We start from the raw sequence: 16,866 nt of genomic DNA on the forward strand, positions 1-16,866 counted from the left end.
CCCTCGGCTCGCGACCTCGGCAGCCTAGCGGGCCGCGCGAGCGGGCGGTCAGTCGAACATCAGGTAGAGCGCCAGCACGCACAGCCCGAGGGCGGCCACGAAGCAGGCGATCGCGACGATCAGCGCGGCGTTCGAGGTGGACGGCTGGGGCTGGTGCCCGATCCGTGCGCCCGGGCCGGAGCTGTGGGCGAGGGCCGCGCCCGGGACCGGGCGGCTGCCGCCGCGGCTCGGCGGGCCCTGCGCCGGTCCACCGGCCCGCGGTGGCGCCCAGGGGGAGGGCGAGGCGCCGGACGGGCCGGACGCGGGGCCGGCAGCGCCGGAGGGGCCGCCCCGACCGGGCCCGGACGCGCCGGGTCCGGAGGCGCCGGGCCGGGACCCACCGGGCCGGGAGGGCGTCGAGGCCCGGGCGGGGGACTTGACCAGGGACGGGCCGGCACCGGAGTCGCCGCCGCCGTACGACGGGCCGTCGGGGACGTCGACCTCCCCGAGCTGGTCGAAGACCTCGGGCGGCTCGGGGTCGCTCTGCCACGGGGCGCCGGGCGGGACGCCGAGCTGGCGCAGCTGGCCCAGAGCCGCGGTGGCGGAGGCCGGCCGGCGCTCGGGGTCGGGATCGATCAGCGCCTCGAGCAGCGGACGCAGCCGGCAGTCGGGCACCCCGGACTGCTGGCGGGGCGCCAGGCCGGTGAGCAGCTGGATCGCGACGATGCCGACGGCGTAGAGGTCCTGGCGGGGGTCGGGGTGGGCGCCCAGCGCCTGCTCGGGCGCCATGTAGCCGTCGGTGCCGATCGCGCCGGGGAAGCGGGTCAGGCGCACCTCGTCGATCAGCGCCGCGACCCCGAAGTCGCTGAGCCGCACGTGCGGTCGGCGGGTGCCGGTCGCCTCCAGGAGCAGGTTGGCAGGCTTCACGTCGCGGTGCACCACCCCGGCGCCGTGCACGGCCTCGAGTGCCTGCAGCGTCTGGTCGATGAGCACCGCCACGTAGCTCTCCGGCAGGGGACCGTGGTCGCCCAGCAGCGTCTGCACGGAGCCACCGCGGACCAGGTCCATGGTGAAGATGACGAGGTTGTCCTCGGCCGCCCAGCCGCCGGGGGCCACCACGTGCGGGTGCTGGATGCGCACGGACTGCTCGCGCACGAAGCGCAGCAGCATGCCGCCGTCGTGCTGGCCGAGCACCTTGGCGGCCACGAAAGCCCGGGTGCGCAGGTCCCAGGCGCGCCAGACGGAGCCCATGCCCCCCGCGCCGATCTGGTCGATCAGCACGTAGCGGCCGGCGAGTGGAGGTGAGTCGGTTCCGGTCATCGCGCCGGACCCTACCCCCGGTTGCCGGGGTTCATGCCTGTGGATCGCCGGTGGCGCCCGGGGCCCGTGGCGCCGGGATTCGCCGCCGGGTCGGGCAGTTGCTAGCCTTGAGCGTCTTTGCGTCCGGTCCCACCGACGGGATCCCGGCCGCGAAGGACTCCCGCACCACCCACGGCGTGCCTCCTGCGAGGGCGTCGGGAGCGGGAGAACGCAGCGCCCTCCTGCCACGGAGATGCCGTGGCCGCCGAGTCCGAAGGAGGTGGAGACCGCTTTGCGTGCCTACGAAGTAATGGTCATCCTCGACCCCAGCCTTGAAGAGCGCACCATCGAGCCGTCGCTCGACAAGTACCTCAACGTCATCCGCAAGGATGGCGGCAACGTGGAGAAGGTCGACGTCTGGGGACGTCGCCGCCTGGCCTACGAGGTCAAGAAGAACGCCGAGGGCATCTACGTCGTCATCTCGCTGCAGGCCGAGCCGGCCACGGTCAAGGAGTTCGACCGCCAGCTCACCCTGAACGAGTCCGTTCTCCGCACCAAGGTCATGCGCCCCGACGCTCACTGAGCGTCGGGCGGTCCGGCAGCTCGTCGAGCGGTCGAGACCACCTGTGGATGACCCCTGTGCAGTGTCGGCGCCAGCGGCAACGATGGTGCCGACACCTCACGCACACCTCACAGTTACAAGCTAGGGAGACCTCATGGCAGGCGAGACCGTCATCACGGTGGTCGGCAACCTCGTGGACGACCCGGAGCTGCGCTTCACCCCCTCGGGTGCGGCCGTGGCGAACTTCCGGATCGCCTCGACGCCGCGGACGTTCGACAAGCAGACCAACGAGTGGAAGGACGGGGACGCGCTGTTCCTCTCCTGCTCGGTCTGGCGTCAGGCCGCGGAGAACGTCGCCGAGTCCCTGCAGCGCGGCATGCGTGTCGTGGTCCAGGGTCGCCTGAAGGCTCGCACCTACGAGACCCGCGAGGGCGAGAAGCGCACCGTCTTCGAGATCGAGGTCGAAGAGGTCGGTCCGTCCCTGAAGTACGCCACCGCCAAGGTGACCCGTGCCCAGCGCTCCGGCGGTGGCGGCGGGGGCTACTCCGGCGGCGGCGGGGGTGGCGGCGGCTACTCCGGCGGCGCCCAGGGCGGAGCCCCGGCTCAGTCCGGCGGCGACGACCCGTGGGCCACGCCCGCACCGGCCCCCCAGCAGGGTGGCGGGTACGGCGGATCCGGTGGCGGCTCGCCCGCTGCGGACCCGTGGGGCGCCCCCGGTGGCGGCTCCGACGAGCCTCCCTTCTGATCCACCAGCACCTCCCATCCGAATCCCTCAACCATTCCGGCGCGAGCCGGGCTCATGTAAAGGAGCACCACAATGGCCAAGGCAGTGATTCGCAAGCCTAAGAAGAAGGTTTGCCAGTTCTGCAAGGAGAAGGCGACCGGTGTCGACTACAAGGACACCACCCTGCTCCGCAAGTTCATCTCGGACCGCGGCAAGATCCGCGCCCGTCGGGTGACCGGCAACTGCGTCCAGCACCAGCGCGACGTGGCCATCGCGGTCAAGAACGCCCGCGAGGTCGCCCTGCTTCCGTACACCTCCACCGGTCGCTGAGAAGGAGCGAGAACATGAAGCTCATCCTGACCCAGGAAGTGTCCGGCCTCGGCGCCGCCGGCGACGTGGTCGAGGTCAAGGACGGCTACGGCCGTAACTACCTCGTCCCGCGTGGCGTGGCGATCCGATGGACCCGTGGTGGCGAGAAGACCATCGAGTCCATCAAGGCTGCGCGCGCCACGCGTGCGGTCCGCGACACCGAGCACGCCGCCCAGATCAAGTCGAAGCTCGAGGCCTCCACGGTTGCCGTGAAGGTCCGGGCCGGCGAGGGCGGGCGCCTCTTCGGCGCCGTCACCGTCGCGGAGATCGCCTCGGCCCTCAGCGAGGCGTCGGGCGAGACCGTCGACAAGCGCACGATCGCGGTGAAGAACCCGATCAAGACCCTCGGTGCTCACACCGTGACGGTCAAGCTGCACGACGAGGTCGCCGCCACGGTGAACCTCTCCGTCGTCGCCGCCTGATCCAGCGTCTGTCAGCTCAGTAGGACAGATGAAGGGCCACACCTCCCCCGTGGAGGTGTGGCCCTTCACCATTTCCCGGCCAAGCCCCTGATGTGCGGGCGCATCACAGCCGGGCAAACGCGCCCAGAGCAGAGTTTCTGTGATCTCGGCTCTGGCGGGGAGTAGGGATCCGGCTTATTCCGTCGCCGTCGCCGTCGCCGTCGCCGTCGCCGACTCGATGAGTGCGGCGATCCCGGCCCGCGAGGAGAGCGCCCAGCGGCGCAGCACGTCGCCCACGTGCTTCTCGACCGTGCCGATGCTGACGCCCAGCTCGGCGGCGATCTCGGCGTTGGTCCGACCGCGCGCGACCAGCACGGCCACGGCCCGCTGACGCTCGGTGAGCGCGGGAGGTGGCTGTTCGGGTGGCGCGGCCAGGGCCGCGACCTTGGTGCGCGAGGCCACCCCGAACGCGGTGAGGACCCGGGAGACGTGGATGCGCACCGTGTGCTCGGAGAGGAACAGCCGCTGCGCGATGGCGCGGTTGGTCAGCCCCTGGGCTATCAGCGTGGCGACCTGCTGCTCGCGTGGGGACAGGCCGTGCCACCCGCTGCCCGCCAGCGGCGCGAGTCGCCGGCCGATCTGCTTGAGCTCACGGGCGGCACGACGCTGGACCGCGAGGTGCCCGCGGGTCTGCGCCAGCTCGACCGTGCGCTGCAGGTCCCGGGTCGCCTCGCCGGGCCTCGCCTGGGCGATCCGCACGCGGGAGAGCAGCAGCCGTGCCCCGGTGACCTCCAGCTCGCGGCCCGCCTCCTGGGCCTGGGCCAGGGCGAGCTCGGCCCACGCGTCGGCCTCCTCGACCTGACCTCGGGCGATCGCGAGGCGGCAGACCGCCCGCGCGGCGATGGAGTCGGAGATCGGAGAGGCGTGCAGCGGGGCCAGCTGGTCGATCCAGGCCTCGGCCGCGTCGAGGTCCCCGGCGGCCTGGGCAGCGGTGCTGAGGACCTCCAGCGCCAGGGCGCGGTCCAGGACGGGCAGTGCGCGCAGATCGCCTCCCCGCCCGGCCAGCAGGACCAGGCGGGCGGCGCGCTCCACGTCGGAGGACCAGGCCATCCCGTAGGCGCTCAGCAGGTAGGCCCGGATGGTGACCAGGTCGCGGGGGACGGGCAGCTCGCGCTCGATGCGCGCCGCCAGCTCGCTCAGCGGCGCCCTCTCCGCCCGGTTGCCCCACACGAAGCAGCGGGTGCCCTGCAGGTGCAGGCGCGCCGAGGCGGGACCCGGGAGGTCGGTGAGCGCGGCGAGGTGTCCCATCGCCTCGTCGATGCGGCCCAGGGAGGCCAGCAGTCGCACCAGGGAGCACACCATCACGGTCCAGTACGGGTGGGCGCTGCCGTCCTCACGGGTCAGCAGGTGAGGACCCCGCCAGCGGGTGAGGTCCAGGGAGCCCGCGATCCGCTGGGCCAGCACCAGGTCGTTGGCGGTGAGGGCGGCCTCGAGCAGCTGGTAGCAGACGAACCGGGCCAGCGCGTCGCCGGAGCCGGCCAGGGCCGGCAGGGCCTCGCCGAGGCCGGCCAGCGGATCCGCGGGCGAGGTCGCGTCGTCCAGTACCCCGGCACGTCCGTGCGCCCAGGCCCCGCGGACCAGCCAGTGCGCGACGAGGTCGCCGGGCGGGGGCAGCTGCTCGGGGCGCTGCGCCGCGGCGTACCAGTCCAGCGCGAAGACCTGCGCCAGGCGCGACAGGCCGGCGCACCAGTGCGGGTCCGCGGCAGCCTCGGTGGCGCCCGGCGCCCACTCGGCCCCACGACGCTCGAGCACCGCGTCGAGCAGGCTGAGGAGCTGATGGAGGCGCGTCCGCTCACCCTCGGGCGCGGCGCCGTGCGCACGCTGCCCGAGAGACGTCATTCGCTCAGCCTGTCCCGTCTGCGGCGACCTCACACCTGCTCGCCCAGGGGCGCTCCGCCCAGACCAGGGTGAGCACCACGAGGACCAGCAGCGCGAGCCCACTGCCCGCGTAGGCGGCGGTCTCGAGGTCGCCCGACCCGGTCACCTCGACGAGGACGGGGAGGACGATCAGCACCACCTGGGTGCCGGCCAGCAGCGCCGCCCAGGTGCGGGCGGAGGGGTCCTCCTCGCCCGCGAGGTGCCTCAGCTCGCGGCACAGCAGGAGCACGAAGACCAGTTGCGGCAGGTTGAGCGCCCAGTTGAGCGAGGCGTCGGCGGCCGCGATCGAGTCCTGCACGCCGGGGAACCAGACCACCGCGGCGACCACGCCGGCGAGGGCGCCGGCCGCCAGCAGCGTACGGCGGCGCTCGGTGCGCGCCGGCAGGTCACGGACACCGAGCAGCACCAGGAGCCAGCCGGCCGGGTCGTAGAGCAGGTCGTAGCCGCCCTGGCGGGCGACGAGCAGGACGATGAGCAGCCCCATCCCGAGGCTCTGCAGGGGCTTCACGCCGTCACCCTAGAGGGACCACCGGCCCGGCTGGCCCGGGGCTCACGCGCCGGTGACCATCCAGACGTCGCCGCGGGCCCGATGCACCAGCACCACGCAGCGCATCCCCATGAAGACCAGGCCGAAGGCCGCCCAGAGCCAGACGAGGTGCCCGAGCGCGCCGGCGGTCAGCAGCGCGACCGGCGCGTAGACGAGCAGTACCAGCAGGCCGCCCCAGGCGAGGTAGGCACCGTCCCCGGCGCCGATCAGCACGCCGTCGAGGACGAACACGACGCCGGCGATCGGCTGGGCCAGGGCGGCGACCACCAGGACCGGTACCAGCAGGTCGCGCACGGCCGGGTCGGAGGTGAACAGCTGGCCCAGCACGGGGCTCAGGGCGGCGAGCAGGAGTCCGGTCAGCACGCCGCCGGCCACTCCCCACTGCACCATCCGCCGGGTGAGGGCCCGGGTCCCCGCGGTGTCCCCGGCGCCGAGGGCTCGCCCGGTGAGTGCCTGGGCGGCGATCGCGATGGCGTCCAGCACGAACGCCAGGAAGGTCCACAGGGTCATCGCCAGCTGGTGGGTGGCCAGGTCGACGGCGTCCTGCTCGCCCGCGGCGTCCCCGACGGCCAGCAGCGTCACGGCGTACGTCGTCACGAGCAGGGCGGCGCGCAGGGTGAGGGTGCGCACCACCAGGGCGACGGCGGCGTGCGCGGCGGCGCGGATGCCGGGCAGGTCCGGGCGCAGCGAGGCCCCCTCGCGGCGCGCGCCGGCCACCACGACGCCGACCAGGAGGGCGGCGCTGACCAGCTGGGCGATCACCGAGCCCCAGGCGGAGCCCGCCAGGCCCAGGGCGGGGACCGGTCCCGCGCCGTACACCAGCAGGAGGTTGAGCAGGACGTTGAGGACGTTGCCGACCACGGCGACGACCAGCGGGGTGCGGGTGTCTTGCAGGCCGCGCAGCACGCCGGTGGAGGCGAGCATCACCAGCAGGGGCGTGGTGCCGAGGAAGGCGATGCGCAGGTAGGTGGTGGCGTGGTCCTCGACGACGGCTCCGGTGCCGAAGAGTCCGACCAGGGGGCCGGTCAGCAGGACCCCGAGGACGGTGGCGACGACGCCGATCGCGATGGCCAGCCAGACTCCGTCGATCCCCTGGGCCAGCGCGCGCCGCCGGTCGCCGGCGCCCAGGTGGCGGGCCACCGAGGCCGTGGTGCCGTAGGCCAGGAACACGCACAGCCCGACCACGGTCTGCAGCACGACCCCGGCGACCCCGAGCCCGGCCAGCTCGGCGGTGCCGAGGTGGCCGACGATCGCGGCGTCGGCGAGCAGGAAGAGCGGCTCGGCGACCAGGGCCAGGAAGGCCGGCACCGCAAGCCTGAGGATCTCCCGGTCGACCGGACGGGACGCCGAAGTCATGGTCAGCAGTCTAGACACTGTAAGGGGCAAGTATCCGAGTTGCCTCTGTCCTCTGGACAAAACCGGAGCCTGTGTGTAACTGACCCCTTCCTGTGGAATTTCCGACGCGCACCAGCAGTCGACCACCCGCGTTCGGCGTGTCGCGGGCGTGTTGGGGAGAGGAATCCCACTCGGCAGCAAATTCTTTTGCTCCACAGCCCGAACCCGGTGTTTCCGCAGGTCAGAGCGGTGTCTGCGATGGTTGCCGCGAAGTTGTCCACAGGAAGCTCCCCAGGCTGTGCACACTTCGCCGCGTGTCGTCCACGGGCAACCGGTAGTTATCCACAGGACCTGTGGATAAGCCCCTTTTGCTGGGGGTCCGCGACCCCGTAGCGTCCGAGCATCCAGTGGGTGCCGTCAGGCGGAGCCGAGGTGTGTCGGCGGCCCCGGCTAGCGTCCGGTGACGACCCGATCCGGGCGCCTCGCCATACGCTTCACCCCCCAGCAGGAGGCTTCGCATGAGCACGACCGAGCACGACACGCGCGGTCTGCAGGAGCCTCCCATGGAGGACTGGGGAGACGGCCCGGCGGCCTTCGAGCCGGGCGACTCCCCGCGCCGCGGCGGCATGGATCGCACCCCGCCGCAGGACAACGCCGCCGAGCAGAGCGTGCTGGGCTCGATGCTGCTCAGCAAGGACGCGATCGCCGACGTCAGCGAGGTGCTGCGCGGCACCGACTTCTACCGCCCGGCGCACGAGATCATCCACGACGCGATCGTCGACCTCTACGGCCGCAGCGAGCCGGCCGACCCGGTCACCGTCGCGGCCGAGCTCCAGCGTCGCGGGGAGCTGCAGCGCATCGGCGGCGCGCCGTACCTGCACACGCTCTCGGCCAACGTCCCGATCGCGGCCAACGCCGGCTACTACGCCGAGATTGTCCGCGAGAAGGCGATCCTGCGCCGCCTGGTCGACGCGGGCACCAAGATCGTGCAGATCGGCTACGCCGGGGAGGGGCAGGTCGACGACGTCGTCGACCAGGCCCAGGCCGAGGTCTTCCGGATCACCGAGAAGCGCTCCTCGGAGGACTACGCGCCGCTCTCGGACATCATGGAAGGCGTCCTCGACGAGATCGAGGCGATCTCCAACCGTGACGGCGGCGTCTACGGCGTGCCGACCGGCTTCGCCGACCTCGACGAGCTGACCAACGGCCTGCATTCGGGGCAGATGATCATCGTCGCGGCTCGTCCCGCGATGGGGAAGTCGACGCTCGCTCTGGACCTGTGCCGGGCGGCGTCGATCCACAACAACATGACCAGCGCCTTCTTCAGCCTGGAGATGACGCGCTCGGAGATCACCATGCGGCTGCTCTCGGCGGAGGCCAAGGTCCCGCTGAACCACATCCGCAACGGCAACATGAACGACGACGACTGGGCCAAGCTCGCGCGCAAGATGGGCGAGGTCTCCTCGGCGCCGATGTTCATCGACGACAGCCCCAACATGACGATGATGGAGATCCGGGCCAAGGCGCGCCGGCTCAAGCAGAAGCACGACCTGAAGCTGATGGTGATCGACTACCTGCAGCTGATGAGCTCGGGCAAGAAGGTCGAGTCGCGCCAGCTCGAGGTCTCGGAGTTCTCCCGGCAGATCAAGCTGCTCGCCAAGGAGCTCGAGATCCCGGTCATCGCGCTGTCCCAGCTCAACCGTGGTGCCGAGCAGCGCGCCGACAAGCGCCCGATGGTCGCCGACCTGCGTGAGTCCGGCTCGATCGAGCAGGACGCCGACATGGTGATCCTGCTGCACCGCGACGACGTCTACGAGAAGGAGTCGACCCGCCCGGGCGAGGCCGACCTGATCGTGGCCAAGCACCGTAACGGCCCGACCCGCGACATCGTGGTGGCCTTCCAGGGTCACTACAGCCGGTTCGTGGACATGGCGCACTGAGCGGGGTCGGTGCCGACAAGTCGCGAATCTGAAATTCGCGACCTGAGGCTGAAATCCTTTCAATCTCGCTTGTCTGTCACTAGGCACGATGCCGCCACGAGCGCAGCCAGACCGGACGCGCGGGTCACACGGTCGCAGCCAACGCACCAGGAGCCTGCCTCAGCGACTTGGCACTGCCGTCCCCTGCTATCGCTGACACGTCAGGCTCCCCATGAGTGCCGCCGCGACCGCCCTCGCCACCCGCGTTTGCGGGGCATCGGCCTCCCGATGGGGTCAGTCTTGCCCGAAGTGATGGCGCGACCCGCGCACGCGTGCCCTGGTCGCTAGACCGGGCCTCCCGTGTGAACAGGGGTTCACCGCAGTATGGCGCGGGGGCTGCTCCACCGACCGGGATGCCTGCGGCATAGTCCATCTGACACCGTTGAACCATGGCGAGCAGAACTGTGCCTCGTCCAGCATTCCAAGGAGTATGTCCATGATGGTCGACGCCCGAACCGGCAAGCCGCAGTCGATGTCCGCGTGGGTCTGGGCGATCTCCGACCTGCTCCGGGGCGTCTACAAGCCGCACGAGTACGGCCGCGTGATCCTGCCGTTTACGATCCTGCGCCGCATGGACTGCGTCATGGAGCCGCCGACCGGACCTGACCGGCGCGCCGCGGCGCAGAACTACAGCAACACCTCGGGTCTCAACCTGCCCGTGATCGTCGAGCAGGGCTCGAACATCCGCGACAACCTGGTCTCGTTCGTGGCCGGGTTCGAGGGTGACGCGAAAGACATCTTCGACCGGTTCGGGATCTACGCCCACATCGACAAGTTGGAGTCGGAGAATCTCCTCGCGCCCGTCGTGAAGCGATTCGCCGACCTGGACCTGCACCCCAAGGCGGTCTCGAACACCGACATGGGCGTCCTGTTCGAGGACCTCATCCGGCGCAGCCACCATGACTCTCCGGGCGAGGACTTCACGCCCCGAGACGCGGTCGCCCTCCTGGTCGACCTGCTCATCGCCGAACGTCGCGACCACATCGCCACCACGAACGTCTCCCAGCGCATCTACGACCCGACCGCAGGCACCGGCGGCCTCCTGACAACGGCCTCCGACAGGTTCCGGGACCTCAACCCGAATGCCTCCCTGCGCCTGTTCGGCCAGGAGATCAACGATCAGTCGTACGCCGTCTGCAAGGCCGACGTGCTGTCCAAGGGCAAGACGTCGGGCGACATCCAGTTGGGCAACACTCTCATCGACGACAAATTCCCCACCCACACCGGCACGAAGGGCTTCCACTACGTCGTCTCCAACCCGCCTTACGGTGTCGACTGGAAGTCCCATGCCGCCGAGGTGAAGGACGAGCACGCGCGCGGCGAGAAGGGCCGTTTCCCGGCAGGGCTCCCGCGTGTCTCCGACGGCGCCATGCTGTTCCTCCAGCACGTCGCCTCGAAGATGAAGGCCCCGAAGAAGCGTCTCGAAGACGGTGCCTTCGACTGGCTCGACGGAGGCCGCGGTGCGATCGTCCTGTCCGGCTCCCCCCTGTTCAACGGCGGCGCCGGGTCCGGCGAGTCCGAGATCCGCCGCTGGCTGCTGGAGAACGACATGGTCGAGGCGATCGTGGCGCTGCCCGCCGGACTGTTCACCAACACCGGCATCGGCACCTACATCTGGCTGCTCGACAACACCAAGCGCCCCGAGCGCCGAGGCAAGGTCCAGTTGATCGACGCCCGCGAGATCTACTCCAAGATGCGTAAGAACGTCGGCGACAAGAACCGCGAGATGACCGAAGCCGATCGTCAGCGAGTCCTGGAGGCGTACGACAAGTTCGAGGACGCCGATCCCGACATCTCGAAGGTCTTTCCCAACGAGGCGTTCGGCTACTGGTCCATCACGCACGCCCGGCCCGTCCCGATGCGCTACGTCGTCGATGACTCAGCCCTGTCCCGCGTGACCGACTCCGACGTCGAGGACACCGAGGTCGCACAAGTCCTCCGGGGCCGCGAGTTCGACACCGCCCAAGGGCTCTTCGAGGCGCTCGCCGCGGCCGCGAAGGCCCGCGGCCGAACCGTCAAGGCTGCCGACGCCCGCGTGATTGTCCGCGCCGTCGGCCAGGCCGTCGACGAGCACGACCCTGTCAACTACAAGGGGGCGTCGCTGACCCCGGCGCCGCTGACCGATACCGAGACGGTCCCGTTCGGCTACATGGGCGCCGACACCGACCCGGACTACGCCCGGACGCATGCCGAGTGCATCGCCTCCTACATGGAGGCCGAAGTGCTCCCGTACTACTCCGACGCCGAGGTCGTCGAGGCGAAGACGAAGGTCGGCTACGAGATCCCGTTCACCCGCCACTTCTACCGCTACGTCCCGCCCCGGTCGCTCGAAGAGATCGACGCGGACCTCAACAAGCAGGCCGCACTCGTGATGGACATGCTGCGGAAGGTGGAGGCGTCGTGAGGCCAGGGTGGACGGGTGGGCGCCTCCGCCACGGCTTTCGAGCCGTTAGCGGCGTCGGTTTCTCTGTTCATCTCCAGGGCGGCGCGGTTGGTGCACCTGTCTACAAGGCCAACGCCCTCTCCCGTCGCGCGCAAGACGGAACACTGCCGTCTCAGGCGGACCGCGTCCAGCCAGACACCGCCCGGATCATGGGAGCCGCGCTAGTCCCCGCGGGGTCTCTCGTCATCGCAAAAATCGGCGCCGCCATGCTGCTGGGTCGAGTCGGCATCACCCCTGAGCCGTGTCACCTTGACAACAACTTGTTGGCCTTGGTCCCCAGCGGGCGCGTCCAAGCGCGATACGCGGCTTACATGCTCGGGTCATGGGACTTCAACCAGATCGGTACACACGGAACGATCCCTTTCTTGAACGCCAGTGATGTGCTGGATCGTCCCGTGACTCTCCCGCCCCTCCCCGAGCAGCGTGCCATCGCCGCCTACCTGGACCGGGAGACCGCCGAGATCGACGCGCTCGTGGCGGCGCAGGAGACGCTCATCGGGACGCTGCGGGAGCGCCGCGCTGCGGTGATTGAGCGTGCGCTCGAAACCCCGCAGGCACCTCTGAAGGCCGCAGCAACTGTGCTCGACTGCCTGCATCTCACAGCCGAGTTCGTCGACGACTCCCCGTACCGCGTCGCGTCCGTGAGACAAGTCGTCAACAGCAGCATCGTGGATCTTTCGGAAGCGAAATGCACCACGGCGCATTTCTTTGAGCGGCTTCGCTCCGAGGGACGTGATCCGCGCCCGGGTGACCTGCTCTTCATCCGAAACGTCTCGGCCGGTGCTGTCGCCGAAGTGCGCAACAACACTGACTTCGCTGTTGGCCAAGAGACGGTGATCGTGCGTGCCCGCACCAATGCGGTGCCGCGCTTCTTGCTTTGGGCGTTGAAGTCTGCGTCGGTTCAAGACCAGGTGCGTCTGGCGTCGGTGGGCGCTACGTTCCTTCGAGTGAATGTGCCAGATGTGCGTTCTCTCCGTATCCCCCTTCCTCCCCTCGACGAGCAGCGCCGCATCGCCGACTACCTCGACGAGAAGACGGCCGAGATCGACGCGCTCATCACGGGAACGGAGCGGCTCATCGCGTTGTCGAACGAACGCCGTTCCGCGCTCATCACGGCTGCGGTGACCGGACAGGTCGACTGCACCCACCTCATCGACGAAGGGGCCGCGGCCTGATGGATGTCCACAAGGAGCGTCTCTTCGAGGGCCTCATCTGCAAGCACCTGAAAGAGCACCGCTGGCTCCACAGCACCAACGACGCCGGGTACGACGCCGAGCGGGCCCTGTTCCCTCAGGACGTCTACGACTGGCTCGCTGACGCCTACCCCGACGAGTGGCAGCGACTGCCGGAGGCGACCCCGCACGGCCGCGACCCGCGCGAGTTCCTTCTCGACACCATCGTCAAGCGGCTCGACAACGTCGGATCCCCGCTCGGCGGGACGCTCGGCGTGTTGCGCAAGCCGGTCGAGATCGCGGGCCGCGGCAAGACGCTGCGCGTCCAGATGTGCCAGTTCGCGCCGACCTCCCGCACCGGCACCGACGCGCTCGCGGCCAGGCACGCGAAGGTGCGACTGCGGGTCATGCAACAGGTGCACTACTCGGCGCGCAACCGCAAAAGCATCGATCTGGTGCTGTTCGTCAACGGCCTGCCCGTCGCGACGCTGGAGGTGAAGTCCGAATACACGCAGACGGTCGCCGACGCCATCGAGCAGTACAAGCGCGACCGCGACCCTGGTCAGGGCCGGACCGTCGAGCCGTTGCTGGTCGCCGGTGCTCGCGCGCTCGTTCACTTCGCGGTCAGCCACGACGAGGTCTTCATGACCACCCGCCTCAACGGCCACGACACGATCTTCTTGCCGTTCAACACCGGCCGCAACGGCGGCGCTGGGAACCCCGCCAACCCGCACGGGCACGCTGCCTCTTACTTGTGGGAGCGCGTCCTGGACCGCGATAACTTCCTGCACATCCTCGGCAACTTCCTGCACTCCGAGCGCCTGCCTGAGTCCGAGAACATGGATAAGTCGCGGCGTCCGAAGGCCAAGTTGCTGTTCCCGCGCTACCACCAGTGGGACTCGGTCGAGGCGATCGTCGACGACATCAAGGGCCACCTCACGGCGACGGGCACCTTCGACGTTGGGCGCCGCTACCTCATCCAACACTCTGCCGGGTCCGGGAAGACGTCCTCGATCGCATGGACCGCGCACGAACTCGCGACTCTCCACGCGCCGGTGCCTGGCGGTGCCGACGAGAAGGTCTACTCCTCCGTCGTCGTCCTCACCGACCGTCGCGTCCTCGACGACGCGCTCCAGAAGGCCATCAAGGAGATCGACCAGACCGGCATCGCGGTCACCCCGATCAGCGACACCGAAGCGCGTCGCCGCGGCCTGAACTCGAAGAGCGAACTGCTCGCCCGCGCCCTCAACAACCGTGACCCGATCATCGTCACGACCATCCAAACGTTCCCGCACGCCCTGGCGAAGATGGACGAGCAGGCAGGCCGCCGGTTCGCGGTCATCATCGACGAGGCACACCAGTCCCAGGACGGCGAGACCGGCCGGACTGTCGACGCCGCCCTTGCCAGGGCCGAGGGATACCAGTGGGATGCGGACCTGAAGGTCTTCATCGACGCCGACGGTGTCGAGGTCAGCGCCGAGGACTTCGACGACCGCATCGAGACCGAGATGTCGAAGCGTGCGCTAGGCGACCACGTCACCTACGTCGCGTTCACCGCGACCCCGAAACCGACCACCCTGGCGTTGTTCGGGACCACCGACCCGGCCACCGGCGAGGTGAAGCCGTTCCACCTGTACACGATGAAGCAGGCGCTGGAGGAAGGTTTCATCCTCGACGTCCTCGCCAACTACCGTCCCGTCGATGCCCGGGCGTTGCTGGACGAGAACCGGCTCCCCGGCCTGACCCCGTTCGACGAACGCCTCGTGGACCCGCGGCGTGCGCGCAGAGAGTTGAACCGTCGCCTCTACGAGGACCCCGACCTGATCGCAGCGAAGGCCGACTGGATCGTCCAGCACTTCGACTCCCGCATCCGGCCACTGCTTTCGGGCAAGGCGAAAGCGATGGTCGTGACGTACTCGCGGGTCGCAGCCGTGCGGTACCTGCGCGCCATCGGCGCCGCGGCGGCCCGCCACGGCATCGACGTGCACGCGCTCGTCGCGTTCTCCGGCACCGTCGCCGAAGGCGGCCGCGAGGAGAGCGAGACGACGCTCAACGGCTCTTCGAGCGAACCGGCCGACATGTTCAAGGACGGCGACACCTACCCAGTCATCGTCGTAGCTAATAAGTACCAGACCGGCTTCTCCGAACCGCGACTCTCGGCCATGTACCTCGACAAGCCGATCAGCGGCATCAACGCCGTCCAGACCCTCTCGCGGCTCAACCGGACAATGCCCGCTGAGGGCAAGAGGAACGTCTTCGTCGTCGACTTCACCGGCCGCGGCGAGCAGATGCTGGCCGCCTTCCGGCAGTTCTACAAGGAAGCGTCCCTGCCCGAGCAGGTCGACATCGCCCAGATCTACGAACTCCTCGCCGCCATCGAAGACGTCGGCCTCTACGACGAGGTAACCGTGGACCGGGCTGCGCGTGCCGCTCTCGCCGGAGACCAGCAGACGATGGACGCCGAGGTGGGGCCTGTGGCTCACGACTGGCAGACGATGCTCGCCGACGCGAAACGAGACCAGGACGTCGAGGAGGCATCTCGGCTGCTGAACTTCGCCGCGAACATCTCCAACTTCCTGACCGCCTACTCGTTTATGTCACAGGTCCACGATTTCGCTGAGGCGCGCCTGGAGAAGAGCCACGTGTTCTTGACCCTGCTCGACAAGCGGTTCCAGCGTGACCCTTCGCCCAAGCCCGACCTATCCGGCCTTACCATCCAGGTGCTCGGACTCGACGAAGGTGAAGAGACCCGCCTTCTAGTCGGCGACGAGACCGACCCGCTTAACCCGCCCGAGTTTGCCGTCTCCAAAGCCGTCTACGAGGACCCCGTCGAGGAGACGCTGCGCGAGATCATCGACGACTTCAACGCCAGCCTCGGCGACGCCGGAGTCGACGTCGACGTCGACACCGCGGCCCCATGGCTCGGAGCTCTCGTCGACCTGGTGCTCCGCGACGCCGCGCTCCGTGGGCAGGCCCGCGACAACGACCCCGACGACTTCGAGGACTCCCTCGACCTCCAGCGCGCCATCGCCGAAGCGGTCCGTGGGTTCGGCCAGGACACCACGAGCCTGACTGACGGGTTCCAGGGCAACCCCGACGTCCAGCGGGCCGTCATCCAGGCGGTCAGCCAGATGGCGCACGTCTACGCTACCGAGGCCAGCGGCAAGCGGAAGACGGAGGGAACGGGGTAGGGATGGCTGAGCGTGTTGCGCGAGTAGCGGCACATGGACAGTCGCGATGGCTGGGACTGATTAGTCCGACCGACTGCTAGTCGGCACTCCTGAGTCGGCGGGTGGGCCTGTCAACCGGTGCCGTCGCTGCCGGGAGCCGATTTCGCCAAGTGACTCCTTGACCTCTTGGAGTCGTTCCCATTGTTCCTCATCGAGTTCATCCTGATGGGCACGTAGGGCCGCGCGGACAACCCATGGGAGATGACCGACCCCCTCGTCGCGCGATGGCGTGGCCCGCCCCTGGTCTGCTTCGTCTTCGCGCGGAGGCGACGCGCTGCGAATCACCGGCGACGAGGCGTACATGCTGTGCTGCGCGGATAGCCAGTTCAGCAAAGCCCGCACACGCTGGACCTCGCGGTGGCTCAATCTGTCGGAGTTCAGTGCTTCTTCGAGTACTAAGCAGGATCGGGTCAAGTAGGCCAGACGTCGGCGATGGGTCTGTGCGCACGCCGGATGGTGGAACCACTTGGGGCGTCCGCGGTCGCCGCTCTTGTACTGCACACGTTCATTGCAGGTAGGCAACCGACATGTTGGCGCGGGATCGCCGGTTTCCTTGTCGAATAAGAAGTCGAGGCCCCGCCGCTCGTCCGGTGTCAGGTAGGCGCTGAATGCGTCTTTGTCCATGGGTTCCACCTCCAGTGACTTTTTATTATGCGCTGCGTTCGGCGTCAGCAGCTCTGGTGCTGACTTTTTTGATCGCGCCGATCACTGTCGAAGGCGGCGATGTCCGAGTAGAGTCCGAATAGACGTGGCGTCGCAAAAGGACGCGAGGCCCCGAACCGCGCCAACGGTTGGGGCCTCACTGGCGGCGCCTTCGTCGGAGCACTGGATGCAAGCACGACGGAAGGGCACCGCTGTGCCCATTGTTCCTCATCGGGCCGACGGTTT

At 69.2% G+C, this 16,866-nt stretch carries 12 protein-coding genes; 8 read left to right on the forward strand and 4 right to left on the reverse strand.

The genetic code is table 11. The features are described 5' to 3' along the window. Positions 1-48: 48 nt before the first annotated feature. Positions 49-1,299, reverse strand: coding sequence for a serine/threonine-protein kinase (locus AC6EI4_RS02575; protein ID WP_498420001.1), 1,251 nt, complete (start codon positions 1,297-1,299; stop codon positions 49-51). Positions 1,300-1,570: 271 nt separating this feature from the next. Between AC6EI4_RS02575 and rpsF the strand changes: the two genes are divergently transcribed. The 4 genes from rpsF (at position 1,571) to rplI (ending at position 3,355) form a co-directional block, all read left to right on the forward strand. Continuing rightward, entirely contained in the window at positions 1,571-1,861 is a 291-nt protein-coding gene (rpsF, locus tag AC6EI4_RS02580) for a 30S ribosomal protein S6 (protein ID WP_498420607.1), read from the forward strand. A 133-nt stretch (positions 1,862-1,994) separates the two neighbouring features. Continuing rightward, complete coding sequence (locus tag AC6EI4_RS02585) at positions 1,995-2,585, forward strand: single-stranded DNA-binding protein (RefSeq protein WP_498420000.1); 591 nt, start codon at positions 1,995-1,997, stop codon at positions 2,583-2,585. A 72-nt stretch (positions 2,586-2,657) separates the two neighbouring features. Beyond that, complete coding sequence (gene rpsR, locus AC6EI4_RS02590) at positions 2,658-2,894, forward strand: 30S ribosomal protein S18 (protein ID WP_017933521.1); 237 nt, start codon at positions 2,658-2,660, stop codon at positions 2,892-2,894. A 14-nt stretch (positions 2,895-2,908) separates the two neighbouring features. After that, positions 2,909-3,355 carry a 50S ribosomal protein L9 gene (gene rplI, locus AC6EI4_RS02595; RefSeq protein ID WP_498419999.1) on the forward strand — a complete coding sequence of 149 codons (447 nt, stop codon included), beginning with the start codon at positions 2,909-2,911 and terminating at the stop codon, positions 3,353-3,355. Between the two features lie 174 nt (positions 3,356-3,529). Here rplI and AC6EI4_RS02600 read toward each other — a convergent pair whose 3' ends face one another. The 3 genes from AC6EI4_RS02600 to AC6EI4_RS02610 are packed head-to-tail and all read right to left on the reverse strand — an operon-like array spanning position 3,530 to position 7,175. Next, positions 3,530-5,233 (reverse strand): LuxR C-terminal-related transcriptional regulator, encoded by a 1,704-nt coding sequence (locus AC6EI4_RS02600; RefSeq protein ID WP_498450472.1) that lies wholly within the window; start codon positions 5,231-5,233, stop codon positions 3,530-3,532. A gap of 4 nt (positions 5,234-5,237) precedes the next feature. Beyond that, the gene (locus AC6EI4_RS02605; protein ID WP_498419995.1) at positions 5,238-5,780 is read right to left on the reverse strand and encodes a hypothetical protein; all 543 of its coding nucleotides are present in this window, start codon (positions 5,778-5,780) and stop codon (positions 5,238-5,240) included. Positions 5,781-5,822: 42 nt separating this feature from the next. Next, positions 5,823-7,175 carry an MATE family efflux transporter gene (locus AC6EI4_RS02610; RefSeq protein WP_498450473.1) on the reverse strand — a complete coding sequence of 451 codons (1,353 nt, stop codon included), beginning with the start codon at positions 7,173-7,175 and terminating at the stop codon, positions 5,823-5,825. Positions 7,176-7,717: 542 nt separating this feature from the next. On the opposite strand from AC6EI4_RS02610, the gene dnaB reads away from it, so the two are divergent. From dnaB to AC6EI4_RS02630, 4 genes are all read left to right on the forward strand, one after another. Beyond that, complete coding sequence (gene dnaB, locus AC6EI4_RS02615; RefSeq protein ID WP_498420605.1) at positions 7,718-9,094, forward strand: replicative DNA helicase; 1,377 nt, start codon at positions 7,718-7,720, stop codon at positions 9,092-9,094. Positions 9,095-9,569: 475 nt separating this feature from the next. Next, entirely contained in the window at positions 9,570-11,537 is a 1,968-nt protein-coding gene (locus AC6EI4_RS02620; protein ID WP_498450474.1) for a type I restriction-modification system subunit M, read from the forward strand. Between the two features lie 188 nt (positions 11,538-11,725). Further along, positions 11,726-12,751 carry a restriction endonuclease subunit S gene (locus AC6EI4_RS02625; protein WP_498450475.1) on the forward strand — a complete coding sequence of 342 codons (1,026 nt, stop codon included), beginning with the start codon at positions 11,726-11,728 and terminating at the stop codon, positions 12,749-12,751. After that, positions 12,751-15,939 carry a type I restriction endonuclease subunit R gene (locus AC6EI4_RS02630; RefSeq protein WP_498450476.1) on the forward strand — a complete coding sequence of 1,063 codons (3,189 nt, stop codon included), beginning with the start codon at positions 12,751-12,753 and terminating at the stop codon, positions 15,937-15,939. Before AC6EI4_RS02625 ends, AC6EI4_RS02630 begins: the two co-directional genes overlap by 1 nt. Positions 15,940-16,866: the final 927 nt, after the last annotated feature.

Source organism: Nocardioides sp. Z43_10 (assembly GCF_059766615.1).

Bases quoted from the DNA above. Each gene is read 5' to 3' on its own strand.
- AC6EI4_RS02600 (WP_498450472.1), bottom strand. From the start codon at position 5,233: ATGACGTCTCTCGGGCAGCGTGCGCACGGCGCCGCGCCCGAGGGTGAG.
- rpsR (WP_017933521.1), top strand. From the start codon at position 2,658: ATGGCCAAGGCAGTGATTCGCAAGCCTAAGAAGAAGGTTTGCCAGTTC.
- AC6EI4_RS02625 (WP_498450475.1), top strand. From the start codon at position 11,726: ATGGGAGCCGCGCTAGTCCCCGCGGGGTCTCTCGTCATCGCAAAAATC.
- AC6EI4_RS02575 (WP_498420001.1), bottom strand. From the start codon at position 1,299: ATGACCGGAACCGACTCACCTCCACTCGCCGGCCGCTACGTGCTGATC.
- AC6EI4_RS02620 (WP_498450474.1), top strand. From the start codon at position 9,570: ATGATGGTCGACGCCCGAACCGGCAAGCCGCAGTCGATGTCCGCGTGG.
- dnaB (WP_498420605.1), top strand. From the start codon at position 7,718: ATGGAGGACTGGGGAGACGGCCCGGCGGCCTTCGAGCCGGGCGACTCC.
- AC6EI4_RS02630 (WP_498450476.1), top strand. From the start codon at position 12,751: ATGGATGTCCACAAGGAGCGTCTCTTCGAGGGCCTCATCTGCAAGCAC.
- rplI (WP_498419999.1), top strand. From the start codon at position 2,909: ATGAAGCTCATCCTGACCCAGGAAGTGTCCGGCCTCGGCGCCGCCGGC.
- AC6EI4_RS02610 (WP_498450473.1), bottom strand. From the start codon at position 7,175: ATGACTTCGGCGTCCCGTCCGGTCGACCGGGAGATCCTCAGGCTTGCG.
- AC6EI4_RS02585 (WP_498420000.1), top strand. From the start codon at position 1,995: ATGGCAGGCGAGACCGTCATCACGGTGGTCGGCAACCTCGTGGACGAC.